At 57.7% G+C, this 18608-nt stretch carries 12 protein-coding genes and 5 pseudogenes; 16 read left to right on the top strand and 1 reads right to left on the bottom strand.

From position 1 onward, the window contains the following. The 4 genes and pseudogenes from AC0L2P_RS28040 to repC all read left to right on the top strand — a co-directional run. Window positions 1-1646: pseudogene (locus AC0L2P_RS28040) on the top strand (Tn3 family transposase); the annotation flags it as partial. Between the two features lie 205 nt (window positions 1647-1851). Beyond that, a pseudogene (locus tag AC0L2P_RS28035) lies at window positions 1852-2046 on the top strand (hypothetical protein); the annotation flags it as partial. A gap of 926 nt (window positions 2047-2972) precedes the next feature. Continuing rightward, window positions 2973-3215, top strand: coding sequence for a hypothetical protein (locus AC0L2P_RS28030; protein ID WP_473505955.1), 243 nt, complete (start codon window positions 2973-2975; stop codon window positions 3213-3215). A gap of 219 nt (window positions 3216-3434) precedes the next feature. Then, entirely contained in the window at window positions 3435-4733 is a 1299-nt protein-coding gene (gene repC, locus AC0L2P_RS28025) for a plasmid replication protein RepC (protein ID WP_473505953.1), read from the top strand. A 512-nt stretch (window positions 4734-5245) separates the two neighbouring features. On the opposite strand, the pseudogene AC0L2P_RS28020 reads toward repC, so the two are convergent. Further along, a pseudogene (locus tag AC0L2P_RS28020) lies at window positions 5246-6258 on the bottom strand (IS110 family RNA-guided transposase). Window positions 6259-6518: 260 nt separating this feature from the next. Here AC0L2P_RS28020 and AC0L2P_RS28015 point away from each other — a divergent pair. The 12 genes and pseudogenes from AC0L2P_RS28015 to AC0L2P_RS27960 all read left to right on the top strand — a co-directional run bounded on the left by AC0L2P_RS28015 (window position 6519) and on the right by AC0L2P_RS27960 (window position 18597). After that, a complete protein-coding gene (locus tag AC0L2P_RS28015) occupies window positions 6519-6782 on the top strand; it encodes a hypothetical protein (RefSeq protein WP_473505959.1) in 264 nt (87 codons plus the stop codon). A gap of 228 nt (window positions 6783-7010) precedes the next feature. Next, window positions 7011-7848 (top strand): annotated as a pseudogene (locus AC0L2P_RS28010) (IS3 family transposase); the annotation flags it as partial. 107 nt (window positions 7849-7955) lie between these two features. Then, window positions 7956-9468, top strand: a pseudogene (locus AC0L2P_RS28005) (transposase). A gap of 220 nt (window positions 9469-9688) precedes the next feature. Continuing rightward, window positions 9689-9823 (top strand): hypothetical protein, encoded by a 135-nt coding sequence (locus tag AC0L2P_RS28000; protein ID WP_473505951.1) that lies wholly within the window; start codon window positions 9689-9691, stop codon window positions 9821-9823. An 814-nt stretch (window positions 9824-10637) separates the two neighbouring features. Continuing rightward, window positions 10638-10949, top strand: a complete 312-nt coding sequence (locus AC0L2P_RS27995) for a TrbC/VirB2 family protein (RefSeq protein WP_473505949.1) — start codon at window positions 10638-10640, stop codon at window positions 10947-10949. Between the two features lie 54 nt (window positions 10950-11003). After that, the gene (locus tag AC0L2P_RS27990) at window positions 11004-11270 is read left to right on the top strand and encodes a VirB3 family type IV secretion system protein (protein ID WP_473505947.1); all 267 of its coding nucleotides are present in this window, start codon (window positions 11004-11006) and stop codon (window positions 11268-11270) included. Next, window positions 11263-13584, top strand: a complete 2322-nt coding sequence (locus AC0L2P_RS27985; RefSeq protein WP_473505945.1) for a VirB4 family type IV secretion/conjugal transfer ATPase — start codon at window positions 11263-11265, stop codon at window positions 13582-13584. The genes AC0L2P_RS27990 and AC0L2P_RS27985 overlap by 8 nt, the downstream gene beginning before the upstream one ends. 130 nt (window positions 13585-13714) lie before the next feature. Further along, window positions 13715-14530 (top strand): type IV secretion system protein, encoded by an 816-nt coding sequence (locus AC0L2P_RS27980; RefSeq protein ID WP_473505943.1) that lies wholly within the window; start codon window positions 13715-13717, stop codon window positions 14528-14530. A 5-nt stretch (window positions 14531-14535) separates the two neighbouring features. Next, the gene (locus AC0L2P_RS27975) at window positions 14536-15705 is read left to right on the top strand and encodes a type IV secretion system protein (protein ID WP_473505941.1); all 1170 of its coding nucleotides are present in this window, start codon (window positions 14536-14538) and stop codon (window positions 15703-15705) included. 32 nt (window positions 15706-15737) lie between these two features. Further along, window positions 15738-16412 (top strand): VirB8/TrbF family protein, encoded by a 675-nt coding sequence (locus AC0L2P_RS27970; RefSeq protein ID WP_473505939.1) that lies wholly within the window; start codon window positions 15738-15740, stop codon window positions 16410-16412. 15 nt (window positions 16413-16427) lie between these two features. Further along, window positions 16428-17198, top strand: a complete 771-nt coding sequence (locus AC0L2P_RS27965; protein ID WP_473505937.1) for a TrbG/VirB9 family P-type conjugative transfer protein — start codon at window positions 16428-16430, stop codon at window positions 17196-17198. Further along, window positions 17188-18597 carry a TraB/TrbI/VirB10 family type IV secretion system protein gene (locus AC0L2P_RS27960; protein ID WP_473505935.1) on the top strand — a complete coding sequence of 470 codons (1410 nt, stop codon included), beginning with the start codon at window positions 17188-17190 and terminating at the stop codon, window positions 18595-18597. Before AC0L2P_RS27965 ends, AC0L2P_RS27960 begins: the two co-directional genes overlap by 11 nt. Window positions 18598-18608: the final 11 nt, after the last annotated feature.

The raw sequence follows: 18608 nt of genomic DNA, 5'->3' as shown, positions 1-18608 counted from the left end.
AACTGATCTTTGGGCAGCAGAAGCCTGATCGCCGGCTCTATGAGATCGCCACGCTCGCCGCATTGCGCGAGCGCCTTCGCTCGGCGGATATATGGGTAGAGGGCAGCCGCTCGTTCCGCCCGATCGACGAGCACCTCATGCCGCGATCTACGTTCACCACGATGAGGGAAGATGATCGGCTTGGCCTGGGTGTGGGCAGTGACGTCGCCGCCTGGCTGAGCGAAGTAAAGCAGGTGCTGGACTTCAATCTGAAGCGCCTGTCCTATCGCGCTCGCGCTGGTAGGATCGAGGGTGTTCGCGTTGAGGCCGGATCGCTGATCGTGACGCCGACCGTCGGCGACGTTCCTGCGGCAGCCGAAGAACTGAACGCAGAGATCAGCGAGATGTATCCGCTGGTCGAAGTTCCTGATCTCCTGAGGGAAGTGCATGATCGGACGGGCTTTGCCAATCACTTCACACATGTCCGCACAGGCGACGCCCCACGGAATGTCTCTGCCATGCTGGCCGGCATCCTGGCCGATGCAACCAATCTCGGTCCGAAGCGGATGGCCGGCGCCTCCAAGGGCATCAGCGCCCATCAGATTGGCTGGATGCGCACGTTCCATGCCCGATCGGAAACCTATCGCGCCGCTCAGGCCTGCATCACCGACGCACATACCGGTCACCCACATTCCCATCTGTGGGGCAACGGAACGACCGCGTCGTCCGACGGACAGTTCTTCCGTGCGAGCGACCGAGCGGCAAAACGCGGTGACGTCAATCTGCACTATGGCAGCGAACCGGGATCGAAATTCTACAGCCACCTGTCGGATCAGTACGGCTATTTCAGTATCTTGCCCATCAGCCCCACTGAAAGCGAAGCGGCCTACGTGCTCGATGGCCTGTTCGACCAGGATACGATCCTGGATATGCAGGAGCGTTTTACTGACACTGGCGGCGCGAGCGATCACGTCTTCGGGCTGTTCGCCCTTATCGGCAAACGCTTCGCGCCGCGGCTACGCAACTTCAAAGATCGAAAGTTCCACACATTCGAGAAAGGCGACGCCTACCCGGCGCTGACGAACCACATCGGCGCACCGATCAACACCGCGTTGATCCTTGACCTTTGGATGACCTGCTACATCTGGCAGCGTCGATCACGACGCGTGCCGTCGTCCCCTCGACAATCCTGAAGAAGCTCTCGGCGTCTCCGAAGGAAAGCCAGTTGGCCAAGGCGCTGCGGGAACTCGGCCGGATCGAGCGATCACTGGTCATGATCGAATTGTATTCGAGCCCGGCCTTGCGCCGGCGGTGCCAACCCGGCCTCAACAAGGGTGAGGCAGCGCATAAGCTCAAGCGCGCGGTGTTCTTCCACGAGCGCGGATAAATCCGTGACCGGTCATTCGAGAGCCAGGCGTTCCGCGCTTCCGGTCTTAATCTCGTCGTCAGCGCCATCGTCCACTGGAACACCGTCTATCTTGACCGCGCAGCCACGCACCTGCGCATGGCGGGTCGGACTATCCCGAATGACCTGCTCAAACACGTCTCGCCGCTCAGTTGGGAAACACATTAAGCTCATAGGCAGCTACACCTGGGATTCTCAGCACCAGATGCCCGAAGGCTTTAGATCGCTTCGCTTGCCAGCACCAATCCGACGGGCGGCATGATCTGTTCATATCCGTTCGACCTTAGCGTGCGATTCTGCTAGAAAAGTCCCCGGGCGCACGAATGTCATCGCCTTCACCAATGGATTTCATGGTGTTTCCTTAGCGCCCTCTCCCTAACCGGCAATCGGGCAAACCGCGCTGTGGCCGGCCTAGCATTACACGGCGTCACGCGTGCTCCGTATGATGGGTACTTTGGTCCGCAGTTCGATACGGTTCAGTGGCTAGCCTGCAGCGATTTATCTCGATCTTCTTGGCACTCAGAAATCTCTTCGTCACCCCGCATCAAAAACGATCCGCCCTGACCACTCACATTCACCGCATCCGCGCAATAGCGCATTGGACAGCCGTGCCGGGCGCGGTTGCCTGTCTGGGGCAGTTCGATCACCGCTCGATAACGTGACAACTCCCCTCGGCATAAACCCGCAACAACAGCCGATTTGGACGCTTCCCAGATCTCGTTAGGCAAACCGGTCAAGCCTGAGCGCCTGCAGTCTGCCCCGGTCACAACGATATGCTTCAACCTGCTGTTAACCTTAATCCACTGGACGCGGGCGAAGAATCGTGTCCTAGCTATTTCTGGGTAAGGGCCGACATGTCGCATCTAGACCGACACGGAGGACAAATCGACAATGGCTGTGCTTGCGGCAACCAGAGTGCAGAACGTGAATCCGGCCGACAAGATCGTTCGGCATGCTGACATTCTCTTCGAATATCTGCAGGCGCGGCGCCAACAGATGTATCCGCTGAACGCACGGAGGAGCCTTCGGAACTTCATGATTCACGAGGTTTCACGACTGGCCTCCACTCCTGAATCGACACTCGAGCTCATATCCAACGATGGGAAGGGCCCGGTCCCTGTCCGCCTTGAAACCAACCATTGTGTATATACGCTGGCACAGATCAAAGGCCGTCGGGAGCTGTTTGCGGCTCATCGGACGGCCGAGGCACTGAGGCTTCTGCCGCATCGGCGAGATGGCGAGCATTGCAGAGTCTGGCCGGAGCGAATTTCAAGGGCGGCATTGCTAAGACGACGGGCGCCTACCTTGCGTACCGTTTGGCGCACAGCTGTTCGAGAAAAATGCAGTCGGTGCCAGTCCGTTGCTGCGATAGGGACCGAAGATGTCTCGTTCATATTCCATAAAGTTCGATTTTCCCGGGGTCAGCGCGATGCCTGGGAAATAAGTGGTCGAATAATGTCAGAGGTGGTGACGCTCGTCAGATCATCTCTTTCTGCTGCACGCCATTTTCCGGCTGCACGCCAAACATTCGGACAGTAATGTGCTTGAGCATCTAGATTAAGGCCAGAACAAGTTAGCCATTGAGCGGGTGAAGAAGCCGCCGCCGCCGCCGTGCCGCAGCGAGAAGGAGATTAAGGGTCTAGCCGAAAAAGTAGTCGGCAAGGCGACATTCTCCGGCGGCGACATCAAGCTCTCTATTGTGACAGTATATGCGCCGGCGTTTGGCGATTCCGTCGAGGAAGAGCTGCAAATGCTAATACACAGGTTTTCCGCCCGCCAGGGCGAGGGGATAATTTCAGCGCTGGAGGGCGGTCTCGGCCGAAAACCATAGGATAGCGCAACAAACATAGAGGTAGCATGCGGTAAAAAAAGGAGGCCCTGAGACAACTTCTCAGAAGCCTTTCGCGTTCGCTTGGGTGACATTGAGAATCTCACTTCCGCGATTTCACGGTCAACTTCCGCGATTCAAGTCAGTCAAGAGTCTCCATGAGGAGATCTGACACCATTTTGGTGAGCGCTTTCGCTTTGCCAAAAGCTAGAGGGCAGAACCATGACGGGACATATAGCGACGACGCCCTTTGGGCGGCGAACGATGACGCTTGGCCAAATTGCGAGCCAGGTGAAGGCAAGAGCGGCACCGAAGGATGCCGCCGTTCACAAGTGGCAGACTTTTCAGCATATCAGAGAGGCCCGAGATCTCCTCGGCGCCACGGACCGCGCTCTGGCGATTCTGAACGCGTTGCTGTCCTTCCACCAGGAGACGGTTCTCACGGGTGATGGCGATCTTATTGTTTGGCCGTCGAACGAGCAGTTGATGGCGCGCGCCAATGGCATGCCGCCTACAACGCTTCGCCGGCATCTCGTCGTTCTGGTCGAATGCGGTCTGATCATTCGCAGGGACAGTCCTAATGGAAAGCGATATGCAAGGAAAGGTCGGGGAGGCAAGATCGAGCAGGCCTTCGGCTTCGATCTGTCGCCGATCGTCGCGCGGGCAGCCGAGTTCAAGGACATTGCGGATGCCGCCCAGGCCGAGAAGCGCGCATTCCGTCTCGCAAGGGAACGACTGACGCTCCTGCGACGGGATATTGTCAAGCTGATCGATACCGGCACCGAGGAAGGCGTGCCAGGCAATTGGGACCGGGTGCAGCAGAACTACCAGGCCATTAGCAGCCGTCTGCCGCGCTCTGCTCCACGTCAACTCGTCGAAAGCATCTGTGAAGAGCTCGAGGTGCTATGGCGTGAGATCCGTGACGCGTTGGAATCGTTTGCGGATTCATGGAATACGGACGCCAATGAGTCCCATTTCGGTCGCCACATACAGAATTCAAACCCAGACTCCAATTCTGAATCTGAAAGCGGCACAGGAGAAAGAAAGGAAGCGGGCTGCAGCGCCGAAGGTACTGACAATCTGCGGAGCCAGCCAAAGCGGGATTTGCCATTGGAGATCGTGCTGTCCGCCTGCCCGAACATGCGGGAGCTCGCCCAGAGCGGCGAGCTTGGCCACTGGCGGGATTTCCTGGCCGCGGCCGAGCTTGTCCGGCCCATGTTGGGGATCAGCCAGAGCGCCTGGCGGGAGGCCAACGAGGTTCTGGGCGAACGGCAGGCGGCGATCACGGTGGCCGCGATTTATCAGCGCGCTGATCAGATCAACAGCGCCGGCGGTTATTTGCGTAGCCTGACGGACCGCGCTCGGGACGGGAAATTTTCGACTTGGCCGATGGTCATGGCGCTCTTGCGCGCCAAATTGGATGCCGAAAAGACGCTCTCGAAAACCTATGGCAGGGCGCCTAACGATGGCGTTCGGAATGAAGGAAACGCTTCTGATAGCCTGCGCAGACCGAAATCATGATGCTGCATGTTTTTTTGAGCCCGCGTACCGGCCGCCGTTTCCATTGATCCAGCCAGCGCCCGGGTCCGGCCGGGGGCTTATTCGACGCCGCAAGACCGTTGAACGCCTCAAGCAGCGCATCAATGATCGCCTGGCCCGAGCCCCTATCGTGTCTCACCGATTTGGGCTTCGTTTGTGACCTGAGACCCTGAACTTCCTCCAGATTTGGGTAGAGTCCGTCGATCACGGAGACGGACGATGCGACCCTCGCGGTTCACGGAAGAGATGGGGTTGTCTAATCGCAATGTTGACGTCAAGTATCTGCACGTCTTAAGACGCGTGTGCCGGGTGCAGGGTTGTCTTCGCGGTCAACATCGGTTGCCGCATGATGGAGCTTCGCGGGGAGAGCCTTCAATGTATTCGACGCACTCAGCTGAGCCAGCGGTGCGACCCCATCTAGCGGAATGGCTCTGTCCACGCCCCGGCAGGGACGTCTCGGCGCGCTCAGAGACTGAACGCGATCCTCAAAGCCGTCACGCTGTCGCGCCAGCGGTCCTGTCGAAGAACTCGCCGGTCTTGAGCATCGCATGCATTGTCACCGCCAGTTTGCGGGCTACGGCAACGGCGGCTCGTTTGAAGCCTATCCTCTCCCGGAGTTTTAGACCCCATGTTCGCAGGCTGCTGTCGGCGCAGCTGCGGGTCAGGATGACCGTCGCAGCTTCGTAGAGAAGCCCTCGCAAATGACGATCGCCCCGCCGGGATATGTGGCCATCATAGTCGACCTCTCCCGATTGGTATCGTCGGGTAGTCAGGCCAAGCCAGGCGCCGACGGACCGAGATTTCTTGAAGTTGTCCGGCTCCTCAATGGCGGTCACGAACGAAGTCGCGGTGATTGCGCCGACACCGGGGATCGACACGAGTATTTGACACGCTCGGCTTTGACGCGCACCAGCGACAAGCTGACGCCCGAGTTCAGCGGCCCGAACGCGCATGCTGCGCCAGGCTTCCAGCATCGGCAGCACGATAGGAGTGAGCCCGTCCTGGTCGACAAGGAGATTGCGGACATTCCTCTCGAACGTGCTTCCTTTGCCGGCGGGAACAAGCAGTCCGAATGTCTTCATGAGCCCTCGGATCTGGTTTGAGAGTTCGGTCGTGATCCTGACCAGCCTGCTGCGTGCCGCCACGAGCGTGCGCGTCAGCATGCTGTCGAAGCCTTTCACTCGCACTTCAACTTCTGCAAGATGCGCCAAACCGTCGGCATCGTTCGCGTCGGTTTTGTTCGCGGCCATGTCGAGCGCTGCTTTGGCATGACGAGCATCGATGCAGATCGCCGGCAAACCCTCTGCGCGCAGCGCATGATAGAACCACACCGATAGAGGGCCGGTCTCGAACACGACGCGCTTTGCGGCCGGCGCCCGCTTGCGGACAAGCTCGGCAATGACCTTTGGATCAGAGGCGCACCTCCCACGCCAGACGCGCTTGCCTTCACGTCGAATGGAACCGCTGTCTCTTTCATCGAAACATCGAGGCCGATATAGTCTTCCATGGCTGTTCTCCCTGAGATGCCTGGGCCCGGTGCGAATCGTGAGCCCGTATTCCATCCTGTCGGGGAACAGCCACCCACTTCCATAGCTAAGACTTGGGAAACTCGCTCCCGCGATTACCCCATGTATTCGGTTCAGCTCGTTGAACGCCTGGTCCCTTTTCGGATCATGACGTTTGTCTGATGCTCAGAGCCGACCTGGCAAGAGGAGATCGGCATGAGCGTTTATGCAGGACTGGATACTTCACTCGACGCTGTAGGTTATCGCCGAGACCGGCGAGATGCTATGGCAGGGAAAGGTGCTCGGTGACCCGGATGCCGTGACGGCTGCACTTCAGCGATGGCGGGACGATCTAGTTCGCGTTGGCTTGGAAGCCGGTGCGACATCGGAGTGGATCGGCGGACACTTGGTCGACGAGGGCTTCCCTGTCGTGTGTCTCGAGAGTCGACATGTCAAAGCGGCTCTGGGCGCGATGACGGTGAAGACGGACCGGAATGACGCGCAGGGGATTGCACAGATTGCGTAGGCTGAGCTGTCCACGGAATAGCGAGCGCTCGATGCAGGGCGCGGTCCGGACGAGTTCGCATGATCTGTCGTTGCCGCTTCCCGAGCACGCCGAAGAGCTTTGAACCGATCGGACCCACGGACACCGTCATGCCGGCGGCTGCGTGCCGACCGCGAACAGAAGCAAAGAACCTGCATCGAACGTCACGCCTTGACTGGAGGACACCGAATACAGAAGCAGAACATCGGGATGCTGAAGGAGCAGGAGGCCGGTGCGAAGACGGCGGATGTCTGCCGCAAGCACGGCATCTCGGCAGCGACGTTCTACAAATTCAAGGCCAAGTTCGGCGGGATGGAGGTGTCCGACGCCCGTCGCCTGAAGGCTCTGGAGGACGAAAACGCCCGGCTGAAGAAGCTCCTGGCCGAGCAGATGCTCGACAACGCGATCCTGAAGGATGTCGCCGCAAAAAAAATGGTGACGCCCGATGCGAAGCGGGAGGCGGTGGCTCATGCCTGCGAGGTGCATGGGGTGAGCCAGCGTCGGGCGTGCCAGGCTCTGAACATCGACCGTTCGACGGTGCGCTACACCAGCACCCGTCCGGACGACGCTCCGTTGCGCGAGGCGATGAAGGCCGTGGCGGCGGAGCGCCGGCGGTTCGGCTACCGCAGGATCCACATCATGCTGGACCGGCAGGGCATCGTGATGAAGAAGCTGCGGCGCCTCTACCGGGAGGAGAAGCTGCAGGTGCGCCGGCGCGGCGGACGCAAGCGGGCGCTGGGCACGCGCAGGCCCACGCTCGTGGCCGATCGTGCCAACACTCGATGGAGCCTGGACTTCGTCTCCGACACCTTCACCGATGGCCGTCGATTCCGGATGCTCGCCATCGTCGACGACTACACGCGGGAATGCCTTGCATTGATCGCCGACACCTCGCTGTCGGGCCTGCGCGTGGTGCGCGAGCTGGATGCCATCATCACGCTGGCGTGGTCGGCCGGACACGATTGTCTCTGATAACGGCACCGAGCTGACCTCGATGGCGATCCTGCGATGGTATCAGGCAACCGGCGTCGAATGGCACTATATAGCGCGACAATCTGGCAATACGTCGCATTGCCTCGTCTGAATTGCTCCTGAATGTTAAGCCGTTGCCTCATCTGATCTGCTCCCGGCAGTGGTGTGGCAGGAGCAGATCAGATGAGGCGGGTAAGCGTGGCGACACGGAATGAATTGGTAGATGCGGTGAGGGAGCGTTATGTGCGGGGCGGCCGTGCCGAAAAGGCGCGCATTCTCGATGAATTTGTTGCCGTGAGCGGGTTTCACCGCAAGCACGCAATGCGGCTGTTGCGGAAGGGCCCGTCTCCGTCTCGTTCAGGCCGAGGCCCGATCGCCGTATTTATGACGATGCCGTTCGTGAAGCGCTGATCGTCATCTGGGAGGCGTCGGACCGGATCTGTGGCAAACGATTGAAGGCGCTGGCTCCTATTCTGGTCGAGGCGATGGAACGTCACGGACATCTTCGTTTGACCGCGGAAATCCGCACCCGCTTCTGACGATGAGCGCGGCGACAATCGACCGCGTTCTTGGCGAGGCTCGAAAGACCGCAGGAGGACGGGCACGACGCCACAGCGCGGTATCCACGGCGCTACGACGGAGCATTCCGATCCGTACTTTCTCCGACTGGCAGGACCCTCCGCCCGGATTTGTCGAGGCTGACCTGGTGGCGCACAGTGGCCCGGTGGCGAGCGGCAGCTTTATCCAAGCGCTTTGTCTCACCGACATTGCAAGCGGGTGGACGGAATGCGCTCCCCTGCTTGTCCGCGAGCAGAAGCTGCTGAGCGAGGTGCTGACGGAACTGCGGCGGCTCCTGCCGTTCCAACTTCTCGGCTTCGACACGGACAATGACAGCGTGTTCCTGAATGAGACTGTGCGCGATTACTGCCGGGACGGCGGCATCGAGTTCACCCGCTGCCGGCCTTACCGGAAGAATGACCAGGCATTTGTCGAGCAGAAGAACGGCGCCGTCGTTCGCCGCATTGTCGGCTATCGCCGGCTGGAGGGACTTGAAGCCGCCGCAGCCCTGGCGCAGCTCTATTCGACGGTGCGGCTGTTCGTGAACTTCTTCCAGCCGTCGTTCAAGCTGGCTGAAAAGGAACGTGACGGTGCCCGGGTGCGCAAGCGGTATTATCCTCCGGCAACACCCTGCCAGCGGCTGCTGGAAGACCCGCGGACGCCGGAATCCGTTCGCATGGAGCTGTTGCAGATATATGGGCGGCTGGATCCCGTCAGGCTGCTGAGGGACATGAGATCCGCACAACGGCGTCTTGTCGCCATCGCCGATCAATCGCCCACGCCCGCGCCCATGACCGAGCCCGCGCTCGATCAGTTCCTCTCAGGATTGCGAACTGCGTGGGAGGAGGGCGAAATCCGCCCCACCGCGAAGCTGAAACCAAAGCAAAAGCGAGAACGGCGGCGACCTGATCCTCTTGCAGGAGTGACCGACGAATTGCGGGCTTGGTTTGACGAAGAACCGTGGCGGACGAGCCGGGAACTGCTCGAGCGTCTGCAGGCGGAGCACCCAGAGAAGTACCCCGATCTCCTTTTGCGCACGCTGCAACGCCGGGTGAAGACATGGCGCAAAGAAAAGGCTCACACGATGGTGTTTGGTGCGCCGCCGTCGGTCGCGACCGTCAGGACAATGGCCAGCTGAACGGCCGCAGCCGTGGGGAACATCCTGGTGAGGCAACGGATGAATCGTTCGGGAGCATTCCATGGTGAGGCAATACGCGCTCTCACTTTGATTGCCGCGCCGCACGCTGACCAAGGCAGCGAGCTGCCGATGATCAGAAGGCGAGACGGTGAGAGACATTCCTGTGCGCATGCGCCAGATTCCCACCCAGGACTCTTATGTCAGGCGGAAACCACTAGAAGTGGACGAGCGCTCCCAACCGATGGCGAAGGTCGTGTTCCGAAGGAGCGGCAGCGCGACGGAAATCGCGATAGAAGAGATCGAGCGGCTGATGAGCGCAGGCGTGCAGTTCGGGATGGTGCTCGCCGATTCCTGACACGGGTCGAGCGCGTCCTTCGTCAGGCCTTGAGCGAACGAGGCTTGCGCTGGGCGGTCAGCCTGTCACGACGGCCAGAACGTCTATTCCCGATGTCGTGTTGATGTTCTCTGTCACGAAACAGGAAGGCGCCACAACCCCTAAACGCAGCCGCTCGCCCCCGATACGACGTTCGATTCCTTTGAAATCATACTTCCCCTTCTAACTACGAAGATACAACACAAAAGCTACAATCGGAACCAGTTTTCCTTAGACGCCTAAGTCGAGCAATGACATAACTATCGCTATAGGGCGGCGCGCGCTCGGAGCATAAATAGTCGTAACGTATAAAATGTCATCTATTGGATTAAGAATGGAATTATAGAAGCGAGTCCGCTCGAAAGGATCCCATGTCTCAAGCAAACAATCTAGCGGGTAGAAGTACGCTTGTGAAGACGATCGCGGCCTCAACCGCGACCGTCTTCATGATCGGGCAGGCCGATCTAGCCGAGGCAGCGGTATTTGAGCAAACCGACAACGGAAAGGTCATCGAAGTGAGGGGTGGCGCCCGCTCGGCGCTGCGCCGGAGGCAGGGCCGCAGTCGGCACTGTTCAATTTCGGTGCTGAGGCCGAAGCTGTCCCGCCGCCGCGGGCCCAGCATCGGTCCCCCATGGCGGGCGAGCGCTTGAACCTGAAGCAGAACGGGCCTCTGAGCCGGGACGCTTCATTGAACCTCTCAGGATCGCGAAAAATAACAGGAATCAACGAACAGCATCTACAGGTGCGCGCTAACTTAGTTCAAGGACGGCGGCAATTAAACCATTGAGAGGTAAATATGAAACAGAGCGTTTCTAACATTAATTGGACAAAATTTTTGTCGATTGCCGCTACTGCGGTTTTCCTGGCCCTTATTTTCGCTAGTCCGAGCGCGGCTCAGGATTTCAGCGGCGTGCACACATTCCTTGAGGCGATCGTGAAGGCGATCACCGGCCCGATCGGTGTTGCAATCTCGGCTTTGGCTGTCATTGCTGTCGGCTTCTCGTTCATGACCGGTCGGATGGACTGGACCTTCGCAGTCTCCATCATCTTAGGCATTGCGATCGTCTTTGGTGGCGCTACCTTCGTCAAGGGCTTGGCCGCCCACTGAGGGAGCGGACTGCCTCGCAGATCTATCAAAGGAGTATAGGCTATTCAACGCACAGTGCTCTTCATAGGCTTGACCCGAGAAGTCTCCTTTGCCGGATTGCCGATCATGTATCTGGTGGTCCTCATATCTATCGTGATGATCGGCTTCATCATCACCGCGTCGGTCGTTTATCTGGTAATCGTGGGGGGTATCGGCTACGGCGCGTTGCGTGCTTTAGCCGCCTACGATCCGAAAATCATCAATGTCTTCATCGCAACCGCGCGAAGCACGCGAATGAGCCCATCACTGTTGAAGGGTGAAGGACTAGTATACCATGCTTGATTTTCGTCCCAAAACCGAACAACTCGCCAGCGAGCTGCCGTATCTCAGCATCGTGGACGATGTCACACTGATGTTGCGGGATGGCGATCTAATGGCCTCTTTTGTCGTCGAAGGGCTCAATGCTGACACGATCGACACTCGACAGACTATGGAGCTGAGTAACACGTTTTCGCGCTTAATTGCACAGCAGCGCGGTGACGTTGGGTATTACGTCCACCGAATATCAGTTGAAACTCGGCCGACTATGCGGCCTGTCGAGGGGGATCCGTTCAGCGAGGAGATTGACCGGCGCTGGCGCGATTATCTTGAGACCATTGGACTGCGCGACCGTGTTACGATGGTCACCATTTTGATCCGACCACCGAAAAAGCTGACCAATCTTATCAGTATATTTGGCAACAAGGATACCCGTACTCGCGAAGAGATTGCCGCGCGCGCGGTCCGCCTCGATCAGATGATCGACGCCTGCTTGGTCAGCACAAGTGAGGCAAAGCCTCGTCGGCTAACCGTCTCGAATGGTGAATGGCTCAGCTTCTTGCGTACGCTGATCGACGGATCAAGTGGGCGGCTCATCGCCGGTAAGAAGTTCATCCCTGTCGCCGACCTTTTAGCAAATTCGATGATCACATTCCGCGGAAATATCTTCGAATGCGACAATGCGAACCCAGGCCTCAAACGCTACGGTACGATCATAACGGTAAAGGACTATCCAACCGCAACCTATCCCGGCATCCTCGACAGCCTCAATCTGCCGTATGATACCGTGGTCTCGCAGAGCTTTACACCCATCGACAACATTACCGCCCAAGCTAGGATCGCACGTGTGCGGAAGCAGATGAAGGCGGCAGAGGATGCGGCCATCTCGCTGATGGCACAACTCGAAGAGGCTGAGGACGATGTTGCATCCGGCCGCATCGTCTTTGGTGACCATCACTGCAGCATCGCTCTATTCTGCGAAACGCGGGAAGAGCTTGAGGGAGCTATGGCTTATGTTACGCGCGCGGTGCAGGACGCTGGTGCATCAATCGTGCGCGAGAACTTCTCTGCCCGCGCCGTCTATTTCGCTCAACATCCGGGGAATTTCAGATACCGCACACGAGCGGCAATGATCTCTTCCCAGAACTTCGCAGAACTTTGCGCAATGCACGGCTTGCCGAAAGGCAACCCACCGGAGCAATGTCCTTGGGGCGACTGCGTGACAATCTTCCCAACAGCGCGCGGCGAGACTTTCCGCTTCAGCTTCCACTTGCCGGGGAAGCTAGATCAGCGCACCGTCGGCCATACGCTCGTGCTTGGCCAAACCGGGTCGGGCAAGACACTTGGTACCGCGTTTCTGCTTAGCCAAGCCCAACGGCTTGGCACTCGAATTATCATCTTTGACAAGGATAATGGTTTCGAGATGGCGGTCCGCGCCATGGGCGGAACATATTCCTCGGTGCGTATGGGGCAGGAAACGGGCTTCAATCCTATGCTTGCAGAGGCAGATAATCGCGGCGTAGCGTGGCTATCCGATTGGCTTGCCGCATTGGCTAACAATGAGGGCGGACCATCAAGTCCGCTGCAGCTTCAGGCACTCCACGATGCCGTTCAGGCCAATGCAACGGCTGACCCTCGCCTGCAGAATTTCGCACAGTTCCGCAGCCAGTTGCGTGCGACTGACGATGATGGCGACCTTTATAACCGACTTGGCCGGTGGGACGAGACTGGCCAGTTCGGTTGGCTGTTTGGCGGCAAGGGGGTCGATTCGCTCGCTTTCGACAATCGGATCACGGCATTTGACCTCACGGAAATTTTCGATAACGACACCCTCCGCACAGCGTGGCTCAGCTATGTCTTTCGACGCGTGGAACGGCTCGTAGAAGACGAGGCTCCAACTCTGCTGGTTCTTGATGAAGGCTGGAAGCTGCTTGACGATTCGTACTTCGAACGGCGCCTCAAGGACTGGATGCTAACGATGCGCAAGAAAAACGTTGCGGTCGTTCTCCTGACCCAGCGTGTGTCGCACATCGCCAATAGCGCCGCCGGCGCAGGCATACTGGAGAGCGCCGTTACGCGTCTAGTCTACCCAAGTTCCTACAACACCGAAACCGAACTCGCGCCGCTCAACCTCACGCCGACCGAAAGCGCGTTCCTTCAGACAACCAACGTGGACAACCATCTCGTGCTGTTGAAATCGGGCGATGACAGTGTCGTTCTTGATTTCGCGCTAGGGGCGATCGGTAAGGGCATCGAAATATTGGGAGGCGGCCGTGGGGAAAAAGCGCCTGCAGGATGGCGTGACAGGCCAAACTTTCAAATGGACATGCTTCAATGAAACGTACCCTGATTTTTCTTACATTAACACTTGTCCCCCTTCCGGCCTGCCAATCCGTTCCCGCGGTGCGGGAGAACAATTGCGTCTGCACCTGGGAAGTCATTGACTACCAAACCGAAGGAGCCGTCACATGAATGTCGTTGTCCAGTCTATCGTTGTGTCTGGCCTTTTGCTTGCGGCCACGGGTCCGCTGGTTTACGCCGGAGAAACCCAGATCACGCCTTTACCCCTGCCCCCTATTGGAGCGCTCCCCCCGGCGCCGGTTGGCGCGCAGGCAACCTTCGACGAGAATGCTCTCGAGTTGCTGACGTCTATGGTTGAAATGTCCCGGTTGATAGGCGGTGGGATCGCACAACTCTTTGCGTCCGCAGTCACAGCTGAAAACCTGATGACTCGGATCAACGATGCGGCTCAAGCGCAGCGTGCTGCCATATCAGGCCCAAAGCCGTTCCCGGTCAACAATGGCGAGGCAGACGTCGCGGCCCGTGAAGGAGGGCCAGGTTTGCGGGAGATGGCCGACGCTGCTTTGGGCGGCGGGACGGTTGGGCCTCAAGGCGTTCAGGCAGCGCTTACCGGATTTATCAACCGCTACCGCTTGGACAACGCATTTGCGCTTCGAAATGACAAACTCCTCGATAAGGTTATTATCGCCCATGCATCGGCTCAAGGCGCGGTTACCGCCTCTACCGCAGAGGATTCCTATAAGCGCGCCAATGCGAGCATGGGCAGGATCAACGGCTATATCACTGCACTAGAATCTAGTAACGACTTGAAAACCAGCGTCGACATCAACACACGCGTGATGATCGAAATCGCGCAGCAACTCAACGAAACACTGCGCACCCAAGCCGCAATCGCTTCGCTGGCAGGATCGTACTTCATGGCATCAGGAGCGGATTCCGCCGAGCCGGAGAGCATCCGTGATCTTAAAGACTTCAACAGGTAATCGTTATGGGCGTGATTGCAACGATTGCCGATATAATCGATACGACGCTTGTCGATTATGTTCAGACAGTTTTCGAATCAACCGCTGGCCCAATCAGAACGCTACTTGGCGCTATAGCGCTGGTGGCGCTGTTGTTTATCGCTGTGAATCACATAATCCAGTTCCAGCCTGTTAATTACTCGACATACCTACAATGGGGGCTGCGTTATATACTTATTTATTCATTTGCCAGTGTGTGGGTAAATTTCCAAGGCATTTATACAATGCTCGTGGAGGTGCCGGGTGACTACGGTGCGCTTATGATGCAGGGGGTTGCAGCAGCGATACGGACTAAGGATCCCACTGTTCTCGATCCAGCACGGATAAAGGACACATATTCGGCAATGGATGAGTTCTCCCACGCCATCATGCGAATTGCCCATGATCACCTTTCGAACATTTCAATCTGGAAGCTCGCGAAGGCATTTCGAAGCATCTTCGTGGGCACGTTCATCCTGGCTGTGGGCCTCTTTTTTACCGCCGCATCAGCTATTATTGTGCTAGTCGGAAAAATAGGCCTCGCAGTATCGATCAGCCTGGCGCCTCTGGCCATCATCATGCTGATGATGCCTCAAACGAAGCAGCATTTCGAGAGTTGGACCCGTTTCACGGTTGGCTTCGCAGTTATCCCGTTGCTAACGGCCTCATTGATGACTCTTGTACTGTATGTCGCCGGTGATATCTATGCGACATCGAACGATGAGTTCGACTTCGTTTTCATCATGATCGCGGCGACCGTTCTTCTGTTCATGATCCCGACCATGGCAAGCACGCTAGCCTCTGCATCGGTTGCCGCTGTCGGCGCCGGCGCGGCCGGTGCCGCAGCTTCCATGGCCAAAGCTGCTGCAATGAAACTTCACACCAGCGGTCAACGATTGCGAGACGGCGCGAATGCAGCAAGCACCGCACGTGCCGCTGGCGCTTCGACGGGCGGGGCAGTGCGGTCGGCGATCAGCGCGATGCGCCAAAGCGCCCATATGCGGCAACAGCGTCGGGATGAGCGTCTTGCTCGCCGCATGATCGGACAGTCATCGCTGAAATCAGATGGTGCCGGAACTGCTGCTCGCCGTCCCGGCAGTTCCTCTCGATCAAGCAACCGAACCTTGTCTCCCGAACAGATCAATCTTTACCGCTGATTGTCCGAGGCGCGGAACAACAGGAGAGACGTGTGGCTGAACAAGCATTACAACATGCATTTGAAGACGAGGTCTTTTTCAGCCTTCGCGAGCAGCGCAACAACTGGGCGAAAATCGCGGTTGGTGCCGTCGCCGCGAGTCTTTTGTCGCTGGTAGCCCTGCTAGTCGTGCTGCCGCTCAAAGAAATCAAGCCCTATGTGGTGCTGGTTGACAAGACCACTGGCGAGGCAGAAAAGATCGTCCAGGTGCGGCCTGCCTCGCTCCAACAGCAGGAGGCCGTACTTCAGGCGGAACTCGTCTCCTATGTTGTCGACCGGGAAACCTACGCTCCAGCCGATAACAGCACCCGCATTCCTGACGTCATGGCCCGCTCATCCGACAATGCCGCGGAAACTCTCGCCCAAACCTGGCGCTCGAATTCGGCACAGTATCCGCCCACACTCTACGGCAACGACGTTCGAGTGCGAGTTGTGGTCAAATCTGTCTCCCTGACTCCCTCGAACCAGCCCAGCACAGCTGATCTCGCTCGTGTGCGCATCACTAAGTATCGTGAAGAAAATGCACGCGACACTGTCCAACGCAGTTTCATCGCCACGGTCGGCTACCAGTTCAAACCACAAGAAAACGCCACCTTGGAGTCGGTTTGGAAAAATCCGCTTGGCTTCAATGTCTCGTCATACCGGATCGATGCGGAAACCGCCAACTAAAGCTCTGAGGAAACAATGGTAAAAGCAGTGTTCCTGATTCAATTACTTTCAGTAATCACTGCCGTAGCACTGATAAATCCAGTGATGGCAGAGCAATCACCGGTGGGGTTTGCATCAGACGCGCGCATCAAACGCTATGTGTACGATGAGAACAACGTCTACAAACTTAACCTTTACCTGAAATCAGTCACAGCTGTCCAGTTCGCTGAAGGGGAGAATGTCGAATCAATTCTCATCGGCGATAGCGCATCCTGGGAAGTGGTCAAGCTCAAAATGGGCAATGTGGTCAGCTTGAAGCCTATTATCGACCAAGCGCTGACCAATATGACAATCTACACCGACCAGCGCGTTTATACGTTCGAGTTACGGTCAGTAGGCGAGGTAAAGGCAGGGATGAAGACAAGAGCCGACCAAGCGTTCCGGACAGTCTTTACTTATCCTGATAGGTTCAAGACGTTGGACAAGAGCCGCAGCCAAGGCGGTCCCATAAAGCACGACTACATGGTCTCGGGTTATGCGCAGTTCCGTCCGCTCGCGGTGAGAGACAATACGTTGCAGACGACTTTCGTCCTGCCCAAGGGCGCGCCACGGCCGGCAATTTTTAAGGTCGGTCATGACCGGGAGGAGAAACTGGCCAATTCGCGCACAGACGGCAACCATATCATCGTCGACGGCACCAGCGACTATTGGGTGATGCGAATCGGCGATGACACTGTCTGCGTGGGCAAGGCAAGCGCCGTGCACACGGCAAAACCAGCGAGGAACGGATTGAGGCGTGCCGGATAAATCGGGCGAAAGTGACCATCGACCCGACCACAATGCCGAACAAAAAGCGGTGGAACGGGAAAAACTGATCGAGGAACGCCGAGCTCGGCAGATGGGTAAATTAAAGCGCGGAAGTAACCGCAGGGTGGTTGTTGCTGCCATACTGCTGGCCGGTGTCGTCGTCGCGGTCGTGGTGACTTTCGGGCCGACACAAGCTCTGAAAATCCTCGGCTTGGGAGGTGACGATGAGGAAAAAACTTCGGAGATTGACCTGACTGTCGGAAGCGCGCCCACGAACCCTCAGCATCTGGACTTTCTAGTTCCCGAGCCGCCTGCAGTCGGCGAGACTGAGGCCGATCGCAACGCTGGGATAAACAAGCGACTTGATGAGCTACGCAAGGAGATCGATGCACTGGCCCGCCGGTCCAACGTTGGCTCGGACTTTTCACTCGCTGACGTCAAGAAACTGCTGGAGCGCCACAACAAAGAAATGGCGCAGAAGCTTCACGAGGAGCGCGAGAACGCGAAGGCCGAAGATGCGCGTCTGCGTGCCGAGGCCTCGCGGTTGGAAGTAGAGCGCAAACGCTTTGAGGATGCCGCCAAGCTCGACACCGAGAGGCGTCGCCAACAGGAAGAAATCAACACCAAGCAAAGAGAGTCGAATGGCGTAGTCTTGGACGATTCTGAGGCACATCTCGCAGCAGTTGGCGGTATGCCACAAATTCCCCAAAATCTGAGCGCGAACGATCGTTTTCTTGCCTCTGCAGCCGTTTCGGAAACAAGGACCTCAGTGTCTCGTGCTCTCGCTGATCCATCGTTTACCGTCGTGCAGGGCACGATAATCTCGGCAGTGCTTGAAACCGCCATTGATACAGAAATGCCGGGAAATATCCGCGCTCAGATCATCGAACCGGTATTCTCTTTTGACGGTTCTCGCATTCTGCTGCCAGCAGGGACAAGCCTGATAGGCACCTTCAATAACGAAACGGATATCGAGCAAAAACGCGTGCTGATCGCATGGAACCGGGCCATCACTCCCGACGGCAAATCAATGGCGTTGGGCTCCACAGGCACGGACCTCCTCGGTCGCGCCGGTACCAAAGGCAATGTGGACAACCGCTACGGCAAAAAGATAGGTGCAGCTGTTCTCATCAGCGCCATCACCGCTTTGCCCTCGGTCATTCCTGCTCCGACCGGCAGCAACAGGTCTTCCAGAGAAGGTGGCGCGACGATCAATACTGGAGGTGCTGGATTAAGCAACAACAACGCTGGGGGCCAAGCGGTATCTAGTATCGGCGGAGCACTTAGCAATCAAGGTAAGGGTATACTGGAAAAATACCTCTCGCTGCCTCCCGTCCTTGCTATCCCGCAGGGCGAGGAAATCCGAGTGTTCGTCAATCAAGATCTCGTTATTAGATGAATCCTTATCGG

The sequence above is a fragment of the Mesorhizobium sp. WSM4836 genome, assembly GCF_055811815.1.
The sequence above is the reverse complement of the archived record's forward strand: the minus strand, read 5'-3'. Positions and strand labels throughout refer to the sequence as shown.